At 49.7% G+C, this 24,208-nt stretch carries 19 protein-coding genes and 1 pseudogene; 8 read left to right on the plus strand and 12 right to left on the minus strand.

Translation table 11 applies throughout. From position 1 onward, the window contains the following. Positions 1-3 precede the first annotated feature (3 nt). Entirely contained in the window at positions 4-921 is a 918-nt protein-coding gene (gene ligD, locus PLA01S_RS18010; protein ID WP_127593409.1) for a non-homologous end-joining DNA ligase, read from the plus strand. Here ligD and PLA01S_RS18015 read toward each other — a convergent pair. Next, the gene (locus tag PLA01S_RS18015; RefSeq protein WP_127593410.1) at positions 904-1,992 is read right to left on the minus strand and encodes an SPL family radical SAM protein; all 1,089 of its coding nucleotides are present in this window, start codon (positions 1,990-1,992) and stop codon (positions 904-906) included. The genes ligD and PLA01S_RS18015 overlap by 18 nt on opposite strands. A gap of 229 nt (positions 1,993-2,221) precedes the next feature. On the opposite strand from PLA01S_RS18015, the gene PLA01S_RS18020 reads away from it, so the two are divergent. Together PLA01S_RS18020 and PLA01S_RS18025 are read left to right on the plus strand one after the other, a co-directional pair. Continuing rightward, positions 2,222-2,797 carry a TetR/AcrR family transcriptional regulator gene (locus PLA01S_RS18020; RefSeq protein WP_127593411.1) on the plus strand — a complete coding sequence of 192 codons (576 nt, stop codon included), beginning with the start codon at positions 2,222-2,224 and terminating at the stop codon, positions 2,795-2,797. A 49-nt stretch (positions 2,798-2,846) separates the two neighbouring features. After that, positions 2,847-3,917 carry a serine hydrolase domain-containing protein gene (locus PLA01S_RS18025; protein WP_127593412.1) on the plus strand — a complete coding sequence of 357 codons (1,071 nt, stop codon included), beginning with the start codon at positions 2,847-2,849 and terminating at the stop codon, positions 3,915-3,917. A gap of 62 nt (positions 3,918-3,979) precedes the next feature. On the opposite strand, the gene PLA01S_RS18030 is transcribed toward PLA01S_RS18025, so the two are convergent. Continuing rightward, complete coding sequence (locus PLA01S_RS18030; protein ID WP_100539133.1) at positions 3,980-4,897, minus strand: YitT family protein; 918 nt, start codon at positions 4,895-4,897, stop codon at positions 3,980-3,982. A 168-nt stretch (positions 4,898-5,065) separates the two neighbouring features. After that, a complete protein-coding gene (cls, locus tag PLA01S_RS18035) occupies positions 5,066-6,496 on the minus strand; it encodes a cardiolipin synthase (RefSeq protein WP_127593413.1) in 1,431 nt (476 codons plus the stop codon). A 238-nt stretch (positions 6,497-6,734) separates the two neighbouring features. Between cls and PLA01S_RS18040 the strand changes: the two genes are divergently transcribed. Together PLA01S_RS18040 and PLA01S_RS18045 are read left to right on the plus strand one after the other, a co-directional pair. Further along, a complete protein-coding gene (locus PLA01S_RS18040) occupies positions 6,735-7,706 on the plus strand; it encodes a M23 family metallopeptidase (RefSeq protein WP_100539135.1) in 972 nt (323 codons plus the stop codon). A 33-nt stretch (positions 7,707-7,739) separates the two neighbouring features. Then, positions 7,740-8,159: a bactofilin family protein gene (locus PLA01S_RS18045; RefSeq protein ID WP_127593414.1), complete on the plus strand. Its 420-nt coding sequence runs from the start codon at positions 7,740-7,742 to the stop codon at positions 8,157-8,159. 137 nt (positions 8,160-8,296) lie between these two features. On the opposite strand, the gene PLA01S_RS18050 is transcribed toward PLA01S_RS18045, so the two are convergent. After that, complete coding sequence (locus tag PLA01S_RS18050) at positions 8,297-9,073, minus strand: ABC transporter permease (RefSeq protein WP_127593415.1); 777 nt, start codon at positions 9,071-9,073, stop codon at positions 8,297-8,299. Next, positions 9,063-9,980 carry an ABC transporter ATP-binding protein gene (locus tag PLA01S_RS18055; RefSeq protein ID WP_127593416.1) on the minus strand — a complete coding sequence of 306 codons (918 nt, stop codon included), beginning with the start codon at positions 9,978-9,980 and terminating at the stop codon, positions 9,063-9,065. The genes PLA01S_RS18050 and PLA01S_RS18055 overlap by 11 nt, the downstream gene beginning before the upstream one ends. A gap of 586 nt (positions 9,981-10,566) precedes the next feature. On the opposite strand from PLA01S_RS18055, the pseudogene PLA01S_RS18060 reads away from it, so the two are divergent. Continuing rightward, positions 10,567-10,758 (plus strand): annotated as a pseudogene (locus PLA01S_RS18060) (helix-turn-helix domain-containing protein); the annotation flags it as partial. 110 nt (positions 10,759-10,868) lie between these two features. Here the strand turns inward: PLA01S_RS18060 and PLA01S_RS18065 are convergent. Further along, entirely contained in the window at positions 10,869-11,795 is a 927-nt protein-coding gene (locus tag PLA01S_RS18065) for an LCP family glycopolymer transferase (RefSeq protein ID WP_127593417.1), read from the minus strand. A gap of 468 nt (positions 11,796-12,263) precedes the next feature. After that, positions 12,264-12,626: a hypothetical protein gene (locus tag PLA01S_RS18070; protein WP_164817459.1), complete on the minus strand. Its 363-nt coding sequence runs from the start codon at positions 12,624-12,626 to the stop codon at positions 12,264-12,266. 258 nt (positions 12,627-12,884) lie between these two features. Here PLA01S_RS18070 and PLA01S_RS18075 point away from each other — a divergent pair, with 258 nt between their 5' ends. Further along, the gene (locus PLA01S_RS18075) at positions 12,885-13,253 is read left to right on the plus strand and encodes a helix-turn-helix domain-containing protein (protein WP_076324736.1); all 369 of its coding nucleotides are present in this window, start codon (positions 12,885-12,887) and stop codon (positions 13,251-13,253) included. Between the two features lie 91 nt (positions 13,254-13,344). Here PLA01S_RS18075 and PLA01S_RS32035 read toward each other — a convergent pair whose 3' ends face one another. The 4 genes from PLA01S_RS32035 to PLA01S_RS18090 all read right to left on the minus strand — a co-directional run bounded on the left by PLA01S_RS32035 (position 13,345) and on the right by PLA01S_RS18090 (position 21,903). Further along, positions 13,345-13,488 (minus strand): hypothetical protein, encoded by a 144-nt coding sequence (locus PLA01S_RS32035; protein ID WP_164817460.1) that lies wholly within the window; start codon positions 13,486-13,488, stop codon positions 13,345-13,347. A gap of 326 nt (positions 13,489-13,814) precedes the next feature. After that, the gene (gltB, locus tag PLA01S_RS18080; protein WP_127593419.1) at positions 13,815-18,410 is read right to left on the minus strand and encodes a glutamate synthase large subunit; all 4,596 of its coding nucleotides are present in this window, start codon (positions 18,408-18,410) and stop codon (positions 13,815-13,817) included. Between the two features lie 446 nt (positions 18,411-18,856). Further along, a complete protein-coding gene (locus tag PLA01S_RS18085; RefSeq protein WP_127593420.1) occupies positions 18,857-21,124 on the minus strand; it encodes a YhgE/Pip domain-containing protein in 2,268 nt (755 codons plus the stop codon). Between the two features lie 197 nt (positions 21,125-21,321). Beyond that, positions 21,322-21,903, minus strand: coding sequence for a TetR/AcrR family transcriptional regulator (locus PLA01S_RS18090; RefSeq protein WP_127593421.1), 582 nt, complete (start codon positions 21,901-21,903; stop codon positions 21,322-21,324). A 331-nt stretch (positions 21,904-22,234) separates the two neighbouring features. On the opposite strand from PLA01S_RS18090, the gene PLA01S_RS18095 reads away from it, so the two are divergent. Continuing rightward, on the plus strand, positions 22,235-23,410 hold the full coding sequence (locus PLA01S_RS18095) for an MGDG synthase family glycosyltransferase (RefSeq protein WP_127593422.1): 1,176 nt from the start codon (positions 22,235-22,237) through the stop codon (positions 23,408-23,410). Positions 23,411-23,510: 100 nt separating this feature from the next. Here the strand turns inward: PLA01S_RS18095 and PLA01S_RS18100 are convergent, their stop codons facing one another. Then, positions 23,511-24,194, minus strand: coding sequence for a metal-dependent hydrolase (locus PLA01S_RS18100; protein ID WP_127593423.1), 684 nt, complete (start codon positions 24,192-24,194; stop codon positions 23,511-23,513). Between the last annotated feature and the right edge of the window lie 14 nt (positions 24,195-24,208).

Raw genomic sequence — 24,208 nt, forward strand, 5'->3', positions numbered from 1 at the left:
GATATGGCTCGTACCGTCAAAGGCACCCTGACGATCGAGGGACAGGAAATTCAAATTACGAATCCCGACAAACCGCTATGGCCGGAAGTCGGCATTACCAAAGCGATGTATCTGCAAAAGCTTGCGGCCATCTCCCCGTTCCTGCTCCGATACTGCCGGGGAAGGCTGCTCACGACCATCCGGTATCCGCACGGGGCCGAAGGCGAATCCTTCTATCAGAAAAATGCGCCGGAGCCGCTGCCGCCTTTTGTTCAGACCTATGTCCACGAAAATATTAACTACGTGCTGTTGAACGGACTGCCGGAGCTGCTCTGGCTGGGGAACCTGGCTGCGCTTGAGTTTCACCCTTCCCTGCATCTGGCAGGCAGCACTCTGCCCTGCGAATGGATGATTGATCTGGATCCTACGCTGCCGGAAGAGCCCCGGATCATGGAGGCGACGGCGATTGTAGGGGACGTGCTGAGCTCCTTGGGCCTGTCCTCCGTCCCAAAAACCTCAGGCGCTACCGGGGTGCAGATCATCGTTCCGATTCCGGAAGGCATTACGTTCGATGAACTTCGTACGGTCGGCCAATTCGTGGGGCAATATGTAACCGAGAAGTTCCCTAAGCTGTTCACCATCGAACGGCTTAAAAAAAATCGCGGCGATAAGATCTACTTCGATTATCTTCAGCATTACAGCGGAAGGACACTCGCCGCTCCATATACCCCGCGGGCCCGGCGGCTTGGGACCGTCTCCACGCCGCTCACTTGGGACGAGGTCCGTCAGGATGTTTCTCCCACGGAATTTCATCTGCTGAACATTGAAGAACGGCTAAGAGAGAAGGGCGACCTGCTTCAGAGCCTGCCTCCCCAACCGATAGAGAACGTCATCCGACATCTGAAACCCCAAGGAAAGGGATCGTCAAAAAGGAAAGGATAACTGCTCAATATCCGGCATAAGCTCCTTGCCGGAGACTGGCGCTGCCGGTTGAGGCAGTTTCCTTGGCTGTGCAGGAGCAGCCAGGTCCCGGACTGAACGAAGATGATCGCGAGCGCCTTCCTGTGTCCCGTTCTCTTGAGAAGTCCCGCTTGCGATCGTCCCGGATTCGCTCACTACAGCAGCAGATGCCCCCGTGGTCAGTCCATTCAGCTCATATTCGTTCAGCAGCCTGGCTGCCATCGATTTGAAGGAACGTACGTAATGCTCTTCGGCATATGCGCCCTGTCCATATAACTCGCGGTAAGGCTGAACCACTTCGGGAAACTGGTGTTTAAGTGTTTCGATATACCATTTCTTCACGTCACGCGAGAGTCTCAGTAACGAGATCATAGCAAAAGAAACGCCCCTTACCTTCGCCTGCGACAAGAGATCCTTCAGTTCCGACTCCTTATCCGTCAAAAAGGGCAGCACAGGCGCCACAAACAAGCCCGTTCGTATGCCTGCATCCGATAATCGGTGAATCGTATCGAGCCTGCCCTCCGGATGAGGCGATGCCGGCTCCAGCTTCCGGATGATGTCCCCATTCAGCGTGTTGAGACTGATGTTAACGGACACATTCTCCATCCGGGTCAATATGTCCAAATCCCTGAGCACGAGCGGAGAACGCGTTGTAATGCTCGTGGAGATGCGGTATTTAGCGAGCAGCTTCAGGCACTCCCGCGTAATATTCTCCTTGCCCTCGATCGGCTGATACGGATCGGTTGCCGTTCCAATCGTAACCTGTCCAATCGATCTGCGCATCGCTTCAATATCATAATCAAACTTCCTAGCCGCACTCGATAACTGCTTCTCCAGCGCTTCGGCTGCATTCGACTTCATAAAGATATGGTGCTGAAACTCATCTTCCGCCCCCATACCGATAAAGGATTGAAAAGCGCGGGCATAACAAAAGCTGCATCCATGCCCGCATCCGCGGTACGGATTGATGGACCAATCGAAGGGCATCCTCTCCTCCTTTACTCTGTTTAAAGTCTGTTTGGTCGTTATCCGTTCATATAACGTACGAGCCACTCCTCTTCCTCCCCTCTGATCCTGTATTACTGTATTTTGAACTATTATATATTTTAACAAACATATGTTCTTATTATAAGTGGATTTTACTGGATTTACAAATCAACCTCCAGCAACGCTTCATCATAATCGGTTGAACTTGGTCCAATTACGCTTTATAATTATTATATATCATATGATATATATCAATTGTTCTACATATAATTAATCCAAGGAGTTGCAGACAGCCATGGCACCGAAAACGAAGTTCACCAAACAGGATATCGTGCTAGCTGCATTTGACATTGCCAAGACCGATGGAATCGAGTCCATTACGATTCGTAAAGTAGCTGAACGTCTGGGCAGCTCCATCGCGCCGATCTATGTCAATTTCAACGATGCTGAAGAACTGGTTCAACAGGTCGTCGAAAAGGCCCTTCAGGTGGCCAGAGGATTGATTACAGAGCAGCAATCCGGGCAGCCGTTCCGGGATATCGGCATGGCAAGTCTCCGATTCGCCAAGGAATACCCTGTGCTCTACCGGGATTTGATTATGAAGAACAATCCCCATATGAAGAATACCCCGGAACAAATTCGTGAGATTATCGTGTTGATGAAGCAGGACCCGGAGCTTGCGGGATTCTCTGATCAGGAGCTGCAATCTATTTTATTGAAAATGCAAACCTTTCAGACAGGTCTATGTGTCATGCTAGCCAATGATCTGTTCACGGAGAGTATGGATGACAGCAAGATGATCCATATGATGGACGAAGCCGCTGAAGATTTCATACGTGCCGCTCGTTTGCGGAAACAGCAGGAGAAGTGAAGCTGTATAAGGCATCGATAAATAACAGTCTGTGGGAGGTATATGGTGAATGGGAAGATCCCTGGAGCAGTCACTTCTGGATGAATGGTTGGCTCGGCTCGCCAATAAAAGGAATGTGTTTAGCACGGTTTTATGCGTTGAGGACCAGGAGCAATCCCTGTCCCTTGTCAGCAGCGGCGGGGAGATGCAGACTGAGGACCGCTATTTCATTGCCAGCGTGACCAAATTGTACGTGACAGCCGTGCTTTTGAAATTACGGGCGGAGCAGCGGATTGGGCTCGATGATCCAATCGGCAGATACCTTTCAAAAGAGATCATGGCGGGACTCCATATGATGGAGAACAGGGATTACACCGAAGAAATCACGGTCAAACAGTTAATGTCCAATACGTCAGGCATCCCGGATTATTTTTCCGGGGACGTCTTCTCGGATCTCATCGCCGGGCATGATCAGGCTTGGAGTCTGGACAAAACATTGAATGCGGCCAGACGGCAAAAGCCCAAATTCAAACCTGGCCAAAGAAATAAAGCCCAATATTCCGACACCAACTATAGGCTGCTTGGACAAATGATCGAGAATATCAAGGGCGAATCCATTCAGAGCGTATTCAAGGAGTACATCTTCGACAAGCTGAATCTGACACAGACGTATTTTTTCGATGATCCCGAGGATACCAGCCCCGTTCCTTTCTATTATAAGAAAAAGCGTTTGGACCTTCCTCTATACATGGCGTCCATCGGAACGGAAGGCGGCATTGTCTCAACGGCAAGGGAAACGATGATATTCCTGCGCTCCTTTTTTAGCGGGGATTTGTTTCCGATCAGCGATTTGGATGAGCTTCAGAGGCAATGGAATTTTCTATGGGCACCTGGCCCCTTCTTCTATGGCATCGGCATTTCAAGACAGCCGCTCTCTCCATTCGGCCTGAGACGAGGACTTATCGGTCACTGGGGGCAATCCGGCGCATTTGCCTTCCATCACCCCGAATCAGGTCTCTATTTCACCGGAACCGTGAATCAGGCCGTCGGACAATCAGCGGCAGTGCAGGCGATGACAAGAATCATTCGTCAATATGGGCGGGAGAAGAAGGCGCTTCGCTTGCACGCAGATGCCCCTTAAACAAAAAAATGTTCCACCCGTGTTAACTCTCAACATGGGTGGAACATAACACTTCATGGTTATTAATGAATGGCCTTCTTCTTAAAGCGGCCGCCCTTCACATCATGGATGTTCCCGATGGCGACAAAAGCCTGGGAATCCCAATCTTCCACGATCGATTTGAGTTTGGCTTCTTCCAGACGGGTAATGACAACAAAGATAACCTTCTTGCTGTCCCCGGAATAAGCGCCCTCTCCATCCAGATAGGTTACGCCGCGTCCCAAACGTTGGGTCAGCGCATCACCGATCTCCTTATGCTTATCACTGATAATCCAAACCGATTTGGATTGATCAATGCCTTCGATTGTAATGTCAATCAGTTTAAACGCCAGGTAATAAGCAATCAACGAGTACATGGCATGATCCCAACCGAAAATAAATCCAGCGCTGCCAAGAATAAATACGTTAATGAACATTACGATTTCGCCGACAGAGAACGGTGTCTTCTTGTTGATCAGAATGGCTACGATTTCCGTACCGTCCAAGGAGCCGCCGGACCGGATAACAAGACCAACCCCGATACCAAGCAGAACGCCGCCGAACACGGCCGCAAGCAGCGGATCGATGGTGATCGGATCGACGGGATGCAGAAAATAAGTTCCAATGGACATGATCACTACGGCGAACAGCGTGGATAATGCAAAGGTTTTCCCGATTTGTTTATACCCCATAAACAAAAATGGAAGGTTGAACAATGTCAGGAATATACCTAGCGGAACATTGGTGATATGGGAAACCATAATGGATACGCCGGTAATGCCCCCATCAATTATTTTGTTGGGTACCAGAAAGATCTCCAGCCCTACTGCCATCAGTACCGCACCGAAAGTTAAGAACACCAGACGACGGAGAAGCTTCAAGGTGGTTGAGCCTGCCTTGGGATTCTCCGGCTTCTGCTGCTCCGCTTTCACTGGCGCAAGAATCTTCACATCACTTGACATAAATCTCCCCCGTTCAACTTATGAAAGCTAAGCTAATTTATATTTATAAGTGAAACCCTTATAAATATTCTATCATATAAACAAAAGCTGGACATAGTCTTTTCGCAGTTTATCCTGCTTTTTACTCGGATTTCCGTCATTCTCACATCTCATGTAAGTTATTCCTTTTTATAGTAAGGGTGACAGCATCCTGCACAAAATTTCGGCTGCTCTCTGCCATCTTCCGCGCTGACGAAATACCTCCGCGTCAATCAGTCGGCTCTGTTTGAGATCCTCCTTAAAATCCGAAACCAACCGTTCTATGGGGGGCTGATCAAACAGTACGGCTGTCAGCTCGAAATTACAGAAGAAACTCCGCATATCCATATTCGCCGTACCGACCGAGCCGAGAAGCTCGTCCACAATGAGCACCTTGGCATGGATGAACCCTTTTTCATACTCGTAGAAAGTAACTCCCGCTGCCAGCAGCTCTTCCACGTAGGACAAGCTTGCCATCTTCACAAAGCGGGAATCGGCACGATCCGGAATAATGATCCGTACATCCACACCGCTCACCGCTGCCGTCTTCAGCGCCTCATATATCCCTTCATCGGGAATGAAATATGGCGTTGTGATCCATATCCGCTCTTTGGCCACGGAAATCGCACCGAAGCACATCTCCTGGATGGCATTCCAGTTCAGATCCGGTCCGCTGCTCAATATTTGCACCTGCTCCTTCCCCGTGCATTGATGCTTCGGGAACAGCCCGAAATCCGCAATGCGCTCTCCGGATGCAAGCTTCCAATCGTGCAGAAACACATTTTGCAGGAAGTACACCGCATCTCCCTTTACTTCCAGATGCGTATCGCGCCAGTAGCCCATTTTCGGGTATTCCCCCAGATAGTCGTCCCCGACGTTAATCCCGCCAAGAAAACCGATTATGCCGTCCACCACGACGATTTTACGGTGATTCCGGTAATTGATTCTGCGGCTGAACATCGAAACCATGGCGGGCAGGAAGAAATAGAACTCCACCCCCGATTCCTTGAACCGCTGAATGAACGTTTTCTTGAGTTTATAACTGCCCAGCCCGTCACAAACCAGGCGTACCTTCACGCCTTCTCGCGCCTTTCGAATCATGACATCCTGAAACTTCGTGCCGATCCGGTCATGACGAAAGATATAGAACTCCACATGGATGTGGTGTTTGGCCTGTTCCATAGCGCTCAACATAGCAGCATAAGTCTCTTCCCCGTCCGTCAATACGCGGCTCTGATTACACCCCGTGATCGGACTCTCCGACAAGTGATTGAGCAGATTGAACAAACGGTCATTATGATGAAAACCGGCATTGTTCATACCTTCCTTGTGCCGGACAACAGCGGCCCGATCCCAGAGATGCCCCCTGAGCTCCTGAAACAGTCTGGAGCCCCGCTTGCGAATCTTCAACCGTTTCTGATAGTCCCTTGCCACAAAGAAATAGAGTACAAACCCGATCAATGGGAGGCAAAATAAAATAAACAGCCATGCCACGGCTTTGGACGGATTCCGAAACTCCAGCAGCAGCACTGCAACCATCTGCAAAATAAAAATAATAAGTGCAACCAGAAGCCACACCATACCGGCAGCCTCCTCACCATGAAGAATAGTGGTATTTTGAACCGAATAACTACACTACATCATTGACCAATTTCATATGTATTTATTCAATTACCCAATGCAGCACCATACTGAATAAGTTCTCTTATCTAATAATTTTTGACATGTTCTTCGAAAGAATAGAATACATACTAGATAAGGAGCTGGCCAAGTCTAGCGGGTACCATGATCCACAAACGATGTATGGAAGGGAGATGCCATGAAAACCACACACCGTAAACAACGCTTAACCCTGCTGGTGCTTCGGGATGCCCAGCATTCAGTCAAACAGATCCATCTGTCCAAGCCTCTCATGATAGCGGTGCCCGCGGCCGCTATTTTGTCCATCGCCGGACTGATCGTTTCCCTGCAAATCCAGTCGGCTCAAACGATCTCGGGTCTGGAGCAGCAGCTGATGCTGAAAAGCCTGGAAGCTTTAAAGATGGAAGTGACAGTTACCGACAAGGAAGAAGCCATAGAACGCCTAAACAAAGCTATCATTCAGCTGTCGGGTGAAGCAGAGCAAACGAAGGTCCAGATGGAGCGCGTTCAGCAGCTGGAGCAGGAGCTTCAGCAGTTTATTCAGAAGCACGGCAGCTTGTCAGGACAGACCTCCTCCATCACAGCGGAGGATAAGCAGCATGTCGGAGGGGAATTCATTGCCGTTCATGAGAATGAAATGTTAAGTCTCGCAAGGGAGACCCATGATGATTTCGAGGAGATTCAGCAGTTGATTTCACGCATGGAGCGTCATATTCCGCGCACGCTGGATCAAGCCCAGGAGACCCAAGAGAAACGTGAAGGCACGCCCTCTCTATGGCCAACCACCTCTAAACGGCTGACATCGAATTTCGGTTATCGGAGCGATCCTTTTACCGGGCGTTCGGCCTATCATGCCGGCATCGATATTGCCGGTAAAACCGGCGATCCCATCTATGCTGCAGGTGCCGGTGAGGTGACGGCAGCGGAACGCAGCGGAGCCCGAGGGCTTTATATCGTGGTCAAACATCCGAATGGTCTGGAGACCTGGTACATGCATCTGGACAGTCTGGACGTGTCGGTAGGCGATCATGTCGATCAAGGTGAAGCCATTGGCAAGCTGGGATCCTCCGGGCGAAGCACAGGCCCTCATCTTCATTTCCAGGTCGTCAAAAACAACCAGACGATTGACCCGTTGCCTTATCTGCAGTAAACACCATCCATTCATGATGAGGAGGAATGTAATATGAAAAAGAAAAACAAGAACAAGCGGGCTTCCCAGCGAACGGATACGCTAATTGGACCAGGAAGCGAAGTTGAGGGCGTGCTGCAATGCGAGGAAAACCTGCGGATTGACGGCCGCTTTAACGGCTCCATTGAAAGCCAAGGCTGTGTCACCATCGGCGAAGAAGCGATTGCCCGCTCCAATATCTCCGCTCGGGAAGTCATCGTCGCCGGCAAGGTGTACGGCGATGTGACGGCGGAAAACAAACTGACTATTACGCCTACCGGGCAAATGTATGGGGATGTTTACGCCGCTTCCCTAATCGTTATGGAAGGCGGACTCCTAAATGGAGCTAGCCGAATGGAGCATCAAACCTCCAGTCAAGAACCTGCGGAGTCAACGGACACCACACTGCCGCTCCAGCGCTCGGAAGCAGGTTAACCCAGCATATGGACGGCGACCACCCGAACCCGGCAGTTTTATATCGATCGGCCCGTTCTTTCAGCCGACATAATGAAAGAGCCCCTTCCCATCCTGTGATTCACACGGACAGAAGGAGCTCTTTTCTTAACTATATGTTAGGCTGCCACGTCTCTCTTCGTAAAGACCAACCAAGAGATGAGCATGAACAACAAGCAATAAACAACCAGAATCGTGATGGAAAAACCCAGCCCTACTCCCCCCGGTCCGACAGGCGACTGGATATAGCCGCTCAGGTCGGTGTGGAGAAAGAGTAAATACTTCGCCCATTCAAACCGCTCCGGATTAAAGATAAAACCGAAAATATCCTTGGTGAACAGGACCAGCAGCGATAATCCAATCGCCAGACCGCCAGAACGAAATACCGTAGAGAGCATAAACGCAATCAGCGAGATGACCAGTGCTTGGATCGTATCCGTCAGCAGGAGAAGCAGCGAGTTGTTCATCGACGATCCCTCGAATCCATTCGATAATCCGGTGTTGCCGGAGAACAAGAGCAGCGACATGGCGATCCCCACCACGGCCGTGATTCCTGCACAGAGCAGACCGAATAGAATCAGGGAGGTGAATTTAGACAACAGAATCTTCCCTCGGCTCCACGGCCGAATCAGCAGCAATTTGATGGTGCCTCCGGCAAACTCCCCGGCCACGATGTCCGCCGCGACGATCACCGTAAATATCGTACTTAGGTAGATGGTAAAACTCTCCGTCCATGTAAATACGGTCCAGACATCCATCGGCGCATTCGTAAAGTACAGCATGGTAGGCATGGCCGCATTAAACAATAGAAGAATCCCCAGCATGACCCATGTCCGTATGCGATAGTAAATTTTCATATTCTCATTGGCAACAAGACGGGTAAAGTTATTCAACAACGGATCCCCCTCCCGTCATTTCCAAAAATTGATCCTCTAGCGACCGGGTCACCGGCTGTATGGCATATACGCGTATGCCCGCCCCGACCAATGCCGCGTTGATATCCGCAATCATGTTCTCGTCGCCGCGGACAATGATTCGGTGATCGCGGGCTGACACTTGGAATTCTTGGAGCAGTACTGCCGCTGCATCCGCGTCATTGACGGTAAAAGCCGTCTCTTCAAACACCCGCTCTCCCTCGGCCGTCCGCAGCTGCCGGATATCAATCAGCTTGCCGTGACGTATAATGCCAACGGTATCACACATCAGCTCCATTTCAGACAGCAAATGACTGGAGACGAATACGGTCGTCCCTTCCTCCTGCGTCAATCGGCGCAAATAATCACGCAGTTCCCGAATGCCCTGCGGGTCCAAGCCATTCGTAGGCTCGTCCAGGATCAGAAGCTTCGGTCGGTGCAGTAGTGCCTGTGCCACGCCGAGCCGTTGGCGCATCCCCAGCGAATAGGTCTGCACTTTCTCATGAATCCGATTCCCGAGCCCGACAAGTTCCACTACTTCATCGATTCGCTCCTTGGTAATGCCCTGCATCATGCGCGCAAAATGCTTCAGATTGTTATATCCAGATAAAAATTTATACATCTCAGGGTTCTCGACGATCGCGCCAATCTGCGCGGCTGCCTGTTCATAATTCTTCCGTATGCTGTAACCCCCGATGGTAATATCCCCCTGGGTGATGGACATCAGCCCGACCATCATGCGAATGGTCGTTGTCTTGCCTGCCCCGTTCGGCCCAAGAAACCCGAAGATTTGTCCAGGTGGGATATCTAAAGTCACATGATCTACCAAAACCTTGGACGAGATTTTCTTCGTAACCCCGAGCAGTCTTACCAGCGGTTCCTGCTTCATGTAATCTATTCTCCTTTGCCCTTGTATCATGTCAATCTCCACAATTATACAATACTAGAGCAAAGGACAAAATTGTTGAAATGCATGACCCCTATACTGCTTTTTAATGAAGCCGTCTACTTGCGATGCACCAACAAAGCCGATTGACACTCCTTGCAGACTCCCGCCGGAACATTATGCTTATAGAAGCCGGTTTTATACAAGCTGTGGCTTTGGGCAATGGGAAGCATCCGACAGCAACTGACGCAATACATCATCACTTCTTTCATCCCGTCATCTCCTCTCCGGGATTGATGCTTCTATTCTATGTCAGAATGATACAAAATGTATCCACTACAAAAATTCTATATAACTTGTTACTCTTTGTCAAACGTAAATAAATCAAATCCTGATGAGACTACAGAATCCGAAATATCCTTAAAAACGGAGTGATTAAGAAAGATACATTTTTTTCTAAATTTTTAATAATTGCTACAATATGTATTGACGATAAGCGGAATTTAGGATACATTTTGTATCATATTAGATGTTTTATGTTATGTATGTTTGCTCTAAATTAATGGAACTTGTAGAGAGGTGAGTATGAATGTCATATGGATCTCGCATTGCAAAATTGCGGGAGCAAAAAGGTTGGACCCAAGAAGAGCTATCCGAGCTTATTGGTATCAGTCGGGCTTCTTTATCACATTATGAAAAGGACCGCAGAGAACCAAATCTGGAAACGCTAACAAGATTAGCGGACGTATTTCAAACCACGATTGATCAAATCATTGGAAGATAGTCTGTTTAGTCCCCCCACTCCAATATAATCAAAATAACCGAAAGCTTCGTTATTCTACTTCACACACAAAACCCCCTCTAGTCAAAAAGGGGGTTTTGTGTTACGAGTCATTCCATATACGCTCTTAAAGTAGACGTTATCTTTTCTCTTTCTTGATCAGCGACGATATAATACCAAATTCCATTCATTTTTTGACCGTGGCCAGCAATTTCAACCTGCTCCAGCTTGTTTAGTTTTTGACGGTACTCTGTTACAAACATCTTCATCTCTTCAAACGAAATATCCGTTTTGACACTGTTTCCAATGTTGTCCAGAAGTGATTCCAGTTTAAAGACAGTCGAAATCCTTATTAACTTATTTAAGATCCCTTTCAGAACCTCCCGTTGCCTTGCATTTCTACCTAAGTCTCCCTTAGGATCTTCAAACCGCATACGCGAGAATGCCAGTGCTTCATCACCGTTTAAGTTCAGTTTCCCCTGATCAAAGACATAGCCAGCATATTCGAAACGCATATGGTTATTTACGGTGACTCCACCCAATGAATCCACAATGCTGGAGAAGCCCTCCATGTCCACTTTAATGTAGTAATCGATAGGGAATTGCAAAAAATTCTCGACGCTGCTGACCGACATCTCAACGCCTCCAAAGGCATAGGCATGGTTGATTTTATCCACCGTTCCATGTCCTACAATATCAGTCCTAGTATCACGTGGAATATTAAAAATCAGTACTGACCCCTTTGCGGGGTTTACTGCCATTAATATCATGACGTCGGATCGCCCACGATCGTAGGGCCTTTGGTCTACGCCCAAAACCAGAACAGTAAATGGATCAGCGTCCTTCATATTCTTTTCTCCGACCTGAATTGTCGTCCGATCCTGTACGAAGGTTGGAACAAATGGCGAAGGCTCCCGTTCTTCGTAAATCCGATTTGCTGTCGTTTTAATGGATTGATACGTATACAGAAGATAAGCTGAAGGCAGCAGTACAAGAATAGCCAGCAGCCACAGGACCCATTTCCTTGTCATTTTCATCCAGTGATGCCCTCCATTGCGTTGACCTTATCCTGTTCCGTTATAGGTCGACGTTGAATCACGACTTAAAGAATCTCCTTCATCATCGGTATGGTGGAGCGAAAGTCTTGTTATATCGCTTTTTTATCATTCGCTTATCAATAAATACATTGAATTCGTAGTGAATAAGGGTCAGGAGAAAGGGAACTCGCAGAAATATGTATCGAGGATGTTTCATGATTACATTGAACTAGATATACAACTCCAATTTTAAGATTAAATAAAAATCTACATATGAAATCATATAATGAAGTTTCATTAATCGTAGGAAAAAACAACATTATTCTAGATCTATCCCTCATCATGCACAAGGATTTAAGGTAAAAGAACTAATGACCAAGCAACATAAATATAGTAGAATATCAATAAACCATGATAATGATTCATCCGTGAATACCTGTTCGCTGCAGGCTATCCATGAATTACGTTTCAGTTATAGAGACTCATTTTATTCGACTCGTTGTGACCGAACATCATTCGGTTCAACATACCCACGATTCGGGTCTTTTTATCGACGTCTGTATGGAATTCCGCATGATACAATTGGCGTCCGTAAAAGAGTCCCCTTGATTCAATGCGGCCCGAAAGCAAAATATGATCCACATTATCATCAATTTCGTAACCCAATATAACATTAGAATGAATCGGTATTTCCCAAGGACATAGGAATACAAGACCACTTGGCAGCAACTCTAGCGGCGTAACGGAATGACTTTTCCCATGAATGGTTAATTCCCCGATCTGCATGACTCTAATCCTTACTGTAATTTGGTGTTGCCGTTCTCGTAACATTGGAGGTAACCCATCCGCTCCTTATTATAATTTTTTTGGTATGGGACATTTCTGCAATGGATAAAATGATACTAACTGTACCCAAACCTTTACATTGTAGATACAATATGTATCTTATTAATGTTTATAATACGATACATATTGTATCTAGTCAATAAAAAGTAGTCTTTTTATGTATATAATAATCGGCAAATTCAACTTTTAGATCTATTCATCTAACTTCTATAGATACAAGCCATTCGAAAGGGGGATCAATGCGTGAACTACGGAGAACGAATATCTGAATTACGTGAACAGCATGGGTGGACTCAGGAAGAGCTCGCTACCTCTGTCGGTATTACACGTGCTGCACTATCCCATTATGAAAAAAATCGGCGCAAGCCCGATTTCGAAACATTGACCCGCCTGGCAGATCTGTTTGACGTATCCATAGATTATCTGATCGGGAGAACGACACAGGAAAAAACGGTGCTTGATGCGGAGGTTCGATCGTTTGTGGACGGACTTGAACTATCCGATGAGGATTTATTGGAACGCTTTAACCTTACAGTGGACGGCCGTAAGCTAACTGAAGATGAAGCCAAGCGATTTATTGCATTTGTTCGCATGGAACGGGCCATGAAATAACGGCTCCATGCCCAAGAACTACAAATCCCCGACGTGTAGGATACGACTATCCCAACATGTCGGGGATTTTCTTGTCACCATGAGATCATATCTAATCTTTTCGTTCCTCCAATTGCAGCCATTTATCAGGATGGATTCCCAATTGAGTCATGAGCTTATTGATGTCGATGTTCGTTTTCTGCTGGTCAAGCCGCTGCTCGGTGCTTCCGGAGCCTCTCTCCTTGTCCACACTCATTTCCACAACTACCTCGCTTATCTATAATTTCCTCTCCATCCCAGCTGCTAAATACGTGTTGAAATTACCATGTATACAGCAACAAACCTATTAAACAACTTACTTACCAATATTATAACGAACGAATCCACATGATGCTGTCGTCTTGTGGAGCCTTTGTCCTATGCTTCGGGTTCTAATTTTGTCGAATTTTCTTTTGTGATATTTTGTTTAAAAATACAAATTTATCAATAACACTCATCACAGCTTATTTTATATATGAAAAAAAACCACATTGCATTCATTAAAGAACACAATGTGGTTTCTGATTAACATAACATCAGAGGCTAGTTCCCTGTACGAGCCAGCTCTCTCATATTCGCCTCAAATGCGGCGAGGAGCGCAGCTTCACCCGCCAGGCCTTGGTCTTGAGCCTTTTCGATATGCAGCAGCATACGTTTGTAATCCTTCGGAATGATACGGACAAAGCGGCTGAGCGCCTGATCCCAGTCTCCTAGAATTTGCTGTGCCGGCACACTGCCGGTGTACTGCTCATGCTGCTGGACCAGATGATGGAGTTCTTCCGCTTCTGCTGCATCCTCCACGCGCTCAAGGAGCACCATCTCCAGATTGCAGCGATCCATAAAAGTTCCTTCAGGATCATAGACGTAGGCTACACCACCGGACATCCCGGCTGCGAAGTTCCGTCCGGTTTCCCCGAGAACGACTACCCGGCCGCCGGTCATATATTCACAGCCATGATCGCCGACACCTTCAACGACAATGTTCGCACCCGAGTTACGAACGGCAAAGCGCTCACCGGCAATGCCTCTTACGTAGGCTTCACCGCCTGTAGCACCATAGAACGCGGTATTACCGGCAATGATGTTCTCCTCCGCTTTGAAGGTTGCTTTCGGTGAAGGCTTCACGATCAGCTTGCCGCCGGAAAGACCTTTACCGATATAGTCATTCGCATCCCCTTCAACCGTCAGCGTCATCCCTTTCGGCACAAAGGCACCAAAGCTCTGGCCTGCGGAACCCACGAAGTTAAATTGAATCGTGTCTTCCGGCAGTCCGGCAGCACCGTATTTGCGCGTGACTTCACTGCCCAGAATGGTACCCACTGCACGATCCACGTTTGTGATTGGGAAGGTACCTTCCACCGCTGCTCCCGATTCCAATGCAGGCGCAGCGCTGGCGAGCAGTGAACGCATATCCAGCGTTTCTTCCAGGCCATGATTCTGTCTTTGCGTACGATAGCGAGTGCTGCCTTCGGGAAGCTCCGGCGTATACAGCAATGCGGAAATATCCACGCCTTTCTTCTTCCAGTGATGATCCGCTTTGACGGCATCCAAGCAGTCGGTACGTCCAATCATCTCATTAACGTTGCGGAAACCAAGCTCTGCCATCAGCTCGCGCATGTCTTGAGCGACAAAGCGCATAAAGTTGGCAACATGCTCCGGATCTCCTGTAAAGTTCTTACGCAGCTCCGGATTCTGAGTGGCTACGCCAACCGGACAGGTGTCCATTTGGCAGACACGCATCATGATACATCCGATGGCAACCAATGGTGCAGTAGAGAACCCATACTCTTCGGCTCCAAGCAGAGCCGCTACCACCAAGTCGCGTCCGTTCAGCATTTTGCCATCTGTCTCGAGCACAACGCGGTCACGCAGATTGTTCATGATAAGCGTCTGATGGGTCTCGGCAAGGCCAAGCTCCCAAGGCATACCCGCATGGCGGATCGAGCCTTGCGGCGAAGCACCCGTACCGCCATCGTAACCACTGACCAGAATGATATCCGCCCGGCCCTTCGCAACACCTGCTGCGATCGTACCCACTCCCACCTCGGATACGAGCTTCACGTTGATATCCGCACGCGGGTTGGAGTTCTTCAGGTCGTAAATAAGCTCTGCCAAATCCTCAATGGAGTAGATATCATGATGCGGCGGCGGCGAGATCAGGCCAACACCCGGCGTCGAACCGCGAACCTCAGCTACCCAAGGATATACTTTACGGCCCGGCAGCTGTCCGCCTTCGCCCGGCTTCGCGCCCTGTGCCATCTTAATCTGGATTTCGTCCGCGTTCACCAGGTAGTTGGAGGTTACGCCGAAACGTCCCGAAGCCACCTGCTTGATGGCGCTGCGGCGGGAATCGCCATTAGCATCCGGGATGAAACGGGCCGGATCCTCTCCGCCTTCACCCGTATTGCTCTTGCCTCCGATGCGGTTCATCCCGATCGCTAGGCTCTCATGCGCTTCCTTGCTGATCGAGCCGAATGACATTGCGCCCGTTTTGAATCGACGCATGATGGATTCTACGGATTCAACCTCATCCAGTGGTATCGGTTCGCCGACCGGCTTGATTTCGAGCAGTGAGCGCAGCGTAAGGTGCTGCTCATTCTCGCCTTTCACAAGCTCTGCGTATTTCTTGTAAGTTGCATAGTCATTGGTGCGGACAGCCTGCTGCAGCAAATGGATGGTTCTCGGGTTGAACAAATGCTCTTCCCCGTCAGCTCTCCATTGATATTCACCGGCTGAATCCAGCGCTTTATCGTTCCCATCCTTATCGGTGAAGGCACGCTCGTGATGGGCCAGGGTTTCCTTGGCCACTTCTTCGAGACCGATACCTCCGATACGAGATGGTGTCCGTGTGAAATAGCTTTCTACGAAATCTTCTTTGAGGCCGACAGCCTCAAAGATTTGGGCCCCGCGATAAGATTGGATCGTGGAGATCCCCATTTTCGACAAAACTTTGACGACGCTCTTGCTTGCCGCTTTAATGTAATTTTTCACGGCTTTCTCATGCGAGATCCCGCGAAGCATACCCTCGGAAATCATGTCATCCAGTGTTTCGAACGCCAGATACGGGTTGACCGCGCTCACGCCGTAACCAAGCAGCAAGGCGTAATGATGCACTTCGCGAGGCTCACCGGATTCAAGCAGGATTGCCACCTTGGTTCGGGTTCCCTGACGGATCAGGTGATGATGGAGAGATGATACGGCAAGCAGCGATGGAATCGCAGCATTGTCTTTATCCACGCCGCGGTCCGACAAGATCAAGATGTTATGGCCCTTGGCAATAACCCGGTCCGCCGCCTCGCAGAGGGTATCGATCGCCTGGCGAAGCCCTTGTGCACCTTCGGCTGCAGGGAAGAAGATCGGAATGGTCATAGACTTGAAGCCGGGACGACGAACGTGGCGCAGCTTCGCAAAATCTTCATTAGAGAGCACCGGCGAGTCCAGACGGATGTGACGGCAGCTTTCCGGCTCCGGCTTCAGCAGATTGCGCTCCGGACCGATTGTTGTTGCCGTTGAAGTGACTAGTTCTTCTCGAATCGCATCAATCGGCGGGTTCGTCACCTGGGCGAACATCTGCTTGAAGTAGTTGAACAGCCGCTGCGGACGGTCGGACAACACTGCAAGCGGTGCATCGTATCCCATGGATGCGACAGCTTCCGCACCCGTGATCGCCATCGGCTCGATTACTTTGCGCAGCTCCTCATACGTATAACCGAACGCCTGTTGCAGCTGACGTACATTTTCATGCTTCGGATCCGGCAGTTCCGGCGCTTCAGGAAGATCATGAAGCTCTACCAGATGCTCATCGAGCCATTCAGAGTATGGAAGTTCCGCGGCGATGCTTGCTTTGACTTCTTCGTCGGAGACGATCCGGCCTTCCTTCGTGTCGACGAGCAGCATCCGGCCAGGACGCAAGCGGTCCTTGTACAGCACGTTTTCCGGCGGAATATCCAGTACGCCCGCTTCGGAGGACAAAATGATCAGATCATCCTTCGTTACATAATAACGGGATGGACGCAGCCCGTTCCGGTCTAGGGTAGCCCCGATCTGAACACCGTCCGTGAACGCCATCGCAGCCGGGCCGTCCCATGGCTCCATCAGCGTGCTGTGGTATTCATAGAATGCTTTTTTGCTCTTATCCATGCTCTCATGGTTGCTCCACGGCTCAGGGACCATCATCATGGCCACATGCGGCAGGGAACGACCGCTGAGATACAGGAACTCAAATGTATTATCGAACATACCGGTATCGGAACCATCCGGGTTGATGACAGGTTTCACCTTCTCCAGATCACTTCCGAACAGTTCATGCTCGAACAGCGATTGACGGGCGTGCATCCAGTTTACATTTCCGCGCAGCGTGTTGATCTCGCCGTTGTGGATCATGAAGCGGTACGGATGCGCGCGTTCCCAGCTTGGGAACGTGTTCGTACTGAAACGGGAGTGAATCAGCGCGATAGCGGATTCCAATCCCTCTTCCTGCAGGTCCAAGTAAAATTCCCCTACCTGCTCCGTCGTTAACATGCCTTTATATACGATTTTCCGGCAGGACAGGCTCGATACATAGAAGCTGTCGCCTTCGGGCTTGCCGCTGTAACGGATCGCCAGCTCGGCACGGCGGCGGATAACATACAGCTTGCGCTCGAACGAGAGATCATCCTGAATGTCGGCGCTTCGTCCGATGAACACTTGGCGGACATACGGCTTTGCCGCTTTTGCGGATTTACCCAGCATTTCATCATGGGTGGGTACATCACGGAATCCAAGCAGGGTTTGACCTTCTTCAGCAATAATCGAAGCCAACTGGTCCTCATGGGCCAAGCGGACAGCAGGATCATGGGATAGGAACAGCATGCCAGCACCGTAATGCCCGGCCTCCGGAAGCTCAAAGCCCAGTTTCGCGGCTTCGGCGGAGAAGAAGGAGTGAGGAATTTGCAACATAATCCCAGCGCCGTCACCGGAGTTCGGCTCGCTGCCCTGTCCGCCGCGATGCTCCATATTGGCAAGCATGGTCAGCGCGCTGCTAACGATTTCATGGGATGGTTTACCCTTGATATGGGCAACAAAACCCATACCGCAAGCATCTTTTTCAAACTGCGGATCATAGAGGCCCTGTTTCTGGGGAAAATCAGTATGTTTCATAAGATGCAACCTTTCTTTGTATAGAATAAAATGCTGCTGATCAATAACAGAAATCATAAAGGTTGGACATCAATCCTCTCCTGCAGTGGAAACACTGTCTTGAGGTGATGCAGTATTGTGCAAAAGCGGCAAGGGGTAACATTTACCTGACACGTAAGATTTATTAGTTCTATATATTTTATCACCGTCATACAGTGCAGGCAATTCAAAGTTTTTATGAATTTGATAAGAATTGTTTTTATGAGAGTTATCACAATACATAGTTAAAACTTATGTAGAATAGTGCAAAAAAACATGCAAATAAAACATTCCGAACAGGCGGTTTTGTTCACCTTATCTCATTTCCTCGCCATCCCGCTCCAAACATCTCTTCATAAAAAAGGACTTCCCCGAGATCTGATCGACCTTCGGGGAAGTCCTCTTCCTTCATATAATAGATATCTTGCTTATGCAGTCACGGCTGTATCGGTGTCCGCTGCCTTCTTGCTGTTTCGGGTAGCCAGGAAGTACACGGCGGTCAGAGCCAGGAATACGAGACCGAATCCGGCCAGTACACCCACATTGGCCCACATGCCGTCGAAACTTCCTGTGGAAATGACATCCTTGTAGCCCTTTACGCTGTAAGTCATCGGCAGCAGCGGATTCAATGCCTTCATCCAATTCGGAATCAGCTCTACCGGGAACGTGCCTGCGCTTGTTGTCAGTTGGAGAATCAGGATAACGATGACGACGAAGCGTCCAGGCTGATCCAGCCAGGTTACAAACATTTGCACCAGGAACATGAACGACAAACTCGTAATGATGGAGAAGAGATAGAAGAGCGGAACGCTCTGCACCTCAAGCTTCAATCCGTACAACATAACGACCGATGCCAACAGCGCTTGAATCAATCCCATACCGGCAAAGGACAGCGTACGGCTGATAAACCGGTTCCAGCCCGATGCATTCGGTACCGATGCACTGCGGATCGGCAAGATAATTGTACAGAGCAGAGCTCCGACAAACAAACCGAGTGACAGGAAGTATGGTGCGAATCCCGTACCGTAGTTCGGCACTTCGTTTACTTTGTGCTCTTCAACCTGTACCGGTCCGACAAACATGGTGACCGTTTCGTCGGTTGTTTTGATATCGCCTGTCTTGTCGGCAGCCTCATTCAGCTTGCCTGCAAGCTCTCCGCTGCCTTCCTTCAATTCACTCATCCCGTTTACCAGCTCACCGGCTCCGGAATCCAGCTTTTTCGAGCCGTCGGCAAGCGTTGTGACGCCGCTTCCCAGCTTGCCCGCTCCTCCTGCAAGCTGCGCCGTCCCTTGCGAAAGGGTGGCTGCGCCGCTTGCGAGCTCCTTTCCGCCAGCTGCCGCTTCGCTCAGCTTCGTGCCGAACAGCTTCATGCCGTCAGCCAATTGGCTTTGACCGGCGCTCAGCTGTTTGGCACCAGCCAGCAGCTCTTGGCCGCCAGCTGCGAGCTGTTTGCCGCCTTCAGCCAGCTGGTTCGCTCCGGCGCTCAGCTTGCCGGCGCCTTCCTGCAGCTGCAGCGTGCCTCGATTCAGCTCGGCTGCGCCTTGTGCCAGCTGTTTCTGGCCGGCATTCAGCCCGCTTGTGCCGGAGGCAACGGATTGGCTCGCAGCCAGCAGCTGCTGAACCTCCGGACTTTGCGCCAGCTCAGGATTACTTTCAGCCAGCTTCTTCAATCCGTCTGCAACGGCTTTGGCGCCTTGCTCCAGGGAAGCCGTCGCCTCCAGCGATTGATTCAGCCCGGCTTTCAGGCTGCTGCTGCCTTCATGAGCGCTTTTCGCGCCTGCCGCAAGCTGGGAAGCCCCTGCCTGGTTGGCTTGCAGGCCTTCATTTAGAGCGGTGCTGCCGGCTGCGGCAGATTCAATCCCCGCTTGCAGCTTGGCACCCCCCTTGCTTGCTTCCTCAGCTCCGGCCTGCAGCTTGCTGTGACCCGCTTTCAGCTGATCCAAGCCGGAAGCAAGAGTGCCAGCTCCTGTGTTCAGCTTGCCTGCACCGTTATTCAGTTCCTGCACACCTTGTGTTAAAGGTGCGATTCCATCCTGAAGCTCCTGTGTGCCGCTGACGAGTTTAGCCAGATTTTCCTTCAGCTTCACGGCGCCGTCATCCAGTTTTACGGCACCTTCGGATATCTTGGTTGCGCCGTCTCCCGCTTCGCTCAAGCCATCGGACACTTTGGCGACTTGATCGAACAAAGTTTCCGTATAGGCTTCCGTCACCTTCGCGGACACCTTGGACTGAATCTGCTTCACCGCAGATCCGCCGATTTGGGCCGCCAGGAAGTTGTAGCCTTCATTCGGCTCAAATACGATTTGCGCAGGCTGCGGATGGTCATCCATTAAAGTTGTCGCCTGCTGTGAGAAATTCTCGGGGATGCTGATGGTCATGTAGTATTTGTTATCCTTCATGCCCTGCTCAGCTTCCTGCCGATCAACGAATTGCCAATTAAAATCTTTTCCCTTCTTCAGCTCGGCAACCAAATCCTCGCCAGCGTGAAGCGTCTTTTCTTCAAAAACAGCGCCCTGGTCGTTATTGACGACCGCGACGGGCAAATCCTCCATCTTTCCGTACGGGTCCCAAAAGGCCCCGAGGAACATACCACTGTACATGACCGGTATGAACAGCACCGCGATGATCGGAATCAATATTTTTTTATTCCGAACGGCAGCGCCAAGATCTTTTGCAAATACAGATAATGACTTCATCCAGTCTCTCTCCTTTTTTTCTCTAGATAACCAGCCGACATGAATCTGCCTCATGGCAGATCACATTCCAGTACAAAATGACCGATATCCTCAATTGGTCAGTTTAGGCCAAAAAAAACGATCCCTGCCAAGGAAGACGATCCCTCAAGCCTAGAGAGTCCGCCTTCCTCATCACGAAGGAGGTTCCTACATCCTTCTTACGTAGTGGCCTTCAACCCGTCAGCCAAGAACACCATCATATATTCCTTGATCTGTTCCTTGCTCAGCGGCTTATGAAGCTGATTGAAGTCCGTCGTGAGCGCAACATACAGCTTCAGCATCACGAAGGATACCACTTGGGCATCCAGCGGCTTGAGCTCGCCGATCGATATGGCCTGCTCCACAATTCCCTCGAGATACCCGACGATTCCATTCTCCACCTTCGTCAACCCTTCATGCGCCTTCGGCGTGCCAATATCCCGAACCTCTTGCGATAGCTTAATGAACAGCTCATGCTCGCTTCTGAAATCAAGCAGTGCATCCAGCACCCGATACAGATTGTCGAAGAAATCTCTGTTCTTCCGAATCTCCCGCTCGGCAATACGCTTCATCTCCATAATGGCCGACAGCAAAATCTCGTCAAACAGTTCATCCTTATTCGTGAAAAACGTGTAGATCGTACCTTTCCCTACATTCGCAATCTTTGCCACCTGTTCCATCGTCGTCGCTTTATATCCGAATAAAGCAAACGACTTGGAGGCAGCATCCAGCACCTGCTTCCGACGGTCCACAGCTGACATGCTTACCCCTCCTTCTTGATCTTTTTAAAATTGGCCTTCATTCCAAAACTGACCAAAATACTTTTTCGGTCATTCGGTCAAAAATCACTTTACCAGATTATCGGATTCATTGCAATATCTTTTCGTTAAATTTTTTAATATTTTGAATGCAGGGTTCAAATCTTATCAAGACGTCTAATGTAGGGTACACTCTGACTCCCAGACGTAAAATAATTGAAATGCTTTTCCCTTTTGCGCGTATACTTATGATGCATACTCTTTTTTTTCGCGCCGCTCTTCAAAAAATGATTCCTGTTTTGTAAGATAGAGGGAGAAAGAAGTAGGTGAAACCATGCGATATACAAGAGTGCTCCTCTTTTCCGAGGGTTTCGGCACAGGACATACGCAAGCAGCGTATGCGCTGGCTGAAGGTATACAACGGATGAATCCCGGCATCCACTGCCGTGTCATTGAGCTTGGCAATTTTTTGAATCCAACCGTGGGGCCGTTAATCTTATCCGCTTATCGAAAAACCGTCAGCACCCGGCCTCGCCTTGTCGGCATGCTGTACCGTTCGCAATATAAGAAATCGTTAAACCGTCTGACGCGGCTCGCGCTGCACCGCATATTCTATGCGCAGGCCCAGCGGGTCATCGAGCAGCTGAAACCGGATCTCATCATATGTACCCACCCCTTTCCTAATGCCGTGGTCTCCCGCCTGAAGCGTCAAGGGCTTAAGGTTCCGCTCTATACGCTGATTACCGACTATGATGCCCATGGCACCTGGGTCAATCCGGAAGTGGATGAATATCTCGTATCAACGCCTCATGTGAAACAGATGCTGCTGCTGCGGGACATTCAGCCCGAATACATTCATGTGACTGGCATTCCGGTGCATCCCAAGTTCTGGGAAAGAAGCAATCGAGAGGCGCTTCAAGCCGAGCTTCGATTAAAGAACATGCCAACCGTGCTGATTATGGGGGGCGGATGGGGCCTCGTATTCAACAAGGAGCTGCTCAGCAAGCTGGCCAGCAGGGCCGATGATATCCAGCTGGTCTTCTGTATGGGACAGAACGAGAAGCTGGTTGCCAGCATGCGCGAAGACCCGATCTTTCAGCATCCCAACATTCATGTTCTCGGTTATCGCGACGATATACATAAACTCATGGAAGTGTCGGATTTGCTCATTACGAAGCCAGGCGGTATGACATGTACGGAGGGAGCTGCCAAGGGAATTCCTATGCTGTTCTATGAGCCTATCCCGGGACAGGAAGAAGTGAATTCCCATTTCTTTGTCAGCGAAGGCTATGCGGAAATTTTGGACTCTCCTTCCGTCATCGACAAATGGCTGAACCTGCTGTCGGATCATTATGATCAGGTGACAAAGAAACGTAACGGAGCAGGCCGGCGGCGCATCCCGCATCTGGAGCCCGACCACTGTGCCAGCCAGGTGATGCGATTGCTGACCGAAGGACGCATGCCCGGTTATCATGAAGATGCCGTCAAACTGTTAGCGGACCAGCCCTAATATCTGTAGCATGTTCTATGTTTCCCGCTTTTGCACTTTTACCCCAAAAAGGCTTCCCTGTCACGAAGACAGGGAAGCTTTTTTTTCATGAAAAACCCATCTATATTTCCAGCGTTTCTCCAGCCTTCAATGGATGACCCTGAATGCCTGTTTTGGCTAGTTCGTCGCAGAAGGCCCCTGCATCCTGTTTAATGCCCGGGAACGTGTCATAATGCACTGGGATGACATGCTTCGCACGAATCCACTGTGCGGCCAGCAGGGCGTCCTGTGGACCCATCGTCAATAAATCCCCAATCGGCAGCGCAGCTGCATCAATGTGATTCATCTCTCCGATCAAGCGCATATCCCCAAACAAACTCGTATCGCCTGCATGATAGAATGTTTTGCCGCCCATGGTCAGAATGACGCCACCAGGCTGCCCTGCATAGATCCAGGTGTCCCCTACCGAAATGGATGAAGAATGAAAGGCCGGGGTAAACTTCACCTTAAAGCCATCGAACTGCGCGCTTCCGCCGATGTTCATTCCATGGGATTTGGCTCCCAGGCTGCCGCAATACACGGCGAGTTCATAGACCGCGATAATCGGGCAATCATTCTGTTTCGCAATCTCGATGCAATCGCCAAAATGATCGGAGTGCCCATGCGTCAGAACAACCGCATCCACCTTTACGTCTTTGGGCTCGATGCCGGAGCCTGGATTCCCTGATAGCAGCGGGTCGATGATCACACGAACTCCGCCTTCTTCCACCAAAATGCTAGAATGGCCGTAATACGTAAACTTCATGCTTAAACACACCT

The organism is Paenibacillus lautus NBRC 15380 (assembly GCF_004000945.1).
GTDB lineage: Bacteria > Bacillota > Bacilli > Paenibacillales > Paenibacillaceae > Paenibacillus_AQ > Paenibacillus_AQ lautus.

Bases quoted from the DNA above. Each gene is read 5' to 3' on its own strand.
- ligD (WP_127593409.1), top strand. From the start codon at position 4: ATGGCTCGTACCGTCAAAGGCACCCTGACGATCGAGGGACAGGAAATT.
- PLA01S_RS18020 (WP_127593411.1), top strand. From the start codon at position 2,222: ATGGCACCGAAAACGAAGTTCACCAAACAGGATATCGTGCTAGCTGCA.
- PLA01S_RS18025 (WP_127593412.1), top strand. From the start codon at position 2,847: ATGGGAAGATCCCTGGAGCAGTCACTTCTGGATGAATGGTTGGCTCGG.
- PLA01S_RS18030 (WP_100539133.1), bottom strand. From the start codon at position 4,897: ATGTCAAGTGATGTGAAGATTCTTGCGCCAGTGAAAGCGGAGCAGCAG.
- cls (WP_127593413.1), bottom strand. From the start codon at position 6,496: ATGGTGTGGCTTCTGGTTGCACTTATTATTTTTATTTTGCAGATGGTT.
- PLA01S_RS18040 (WP_100539135.1), top strand. From the start codon at position 6,735: ATGAAAACCACACACCGTAAACAACGCTTAACCCTGCTGGTGCTTCGG.
- PLA01S_RS18045 (WP_127593414.1), top strand. From the start codon at position 7,740: ATGAAAAAGAAAAACAAGAACAAGCGGGCTTCCCAGCGAACGGATACG.
- PLA01S_RS18055 (WP_127593416.1), bottom strand. From the start codon at position 9,980: ATGAAGCAGGAACCGCTGGTAAGACTGCTCGGGGTTACGAAGAAAATC.
- PLA01S_RS18065 (WP_127593417.1), bottom strand. From the start codon at position 11,795: ATGAAAATGACAAGGAAATGGGTCCTGTGGCTGCTGGCTATTCTTGTA.
- PLA01S_RS18070 (WP_164817459.1), bottom strand. From the start codon at position 12,626: ATGTTACGAGAACGGCAACACCAAATTACAGTAAGGATTAGAGTCATG.
- PLA01S_RS32035 (WP_164817460.1), bottom strand. From the start codon at position 13,488: ATGAGTGTGGACAAGGAGAGAGGCTCCGGAAGCACCGAGCAGCGGCTT.
- gltB (WP_127593419.1), bottom strand. From the start codon at position 18,410: ATGAAACATACTGATTTTCCCCAGAAACAGGGCCTCTATGATCCGCAG.
- PLA01S_RS18085 (WP_127593420.1), bottom strand. From the start codon at position 21,124: ATGAAGTCATTATCTGTATTTGCAAAAGATCTTGGCGCTGCCGTTCGG.
- PLA01S_RS18090 (WP_127593421.1), bottom strand. From the start codon at position 21,903: ATGTCAGCTGTGGACCGTCGGAAGCAGGTGCTGGATGCTGCCTCCAAG.
- PLA01S_RS18095 (WP_127593422.1), top strand. From the start codon at position 22,235: ATGCGATATACAAGAGTGCTCCTCTTTTCCGAGGGTTTCGGCACAGGA.
- PLA01S_RS18100 (WP_127593423.1), bottom strand. From the start codon at position 24,194: ATGAAGTTTACGTATTACGGCCATTCTAGCATTTTGGTGGAAGAAGGC.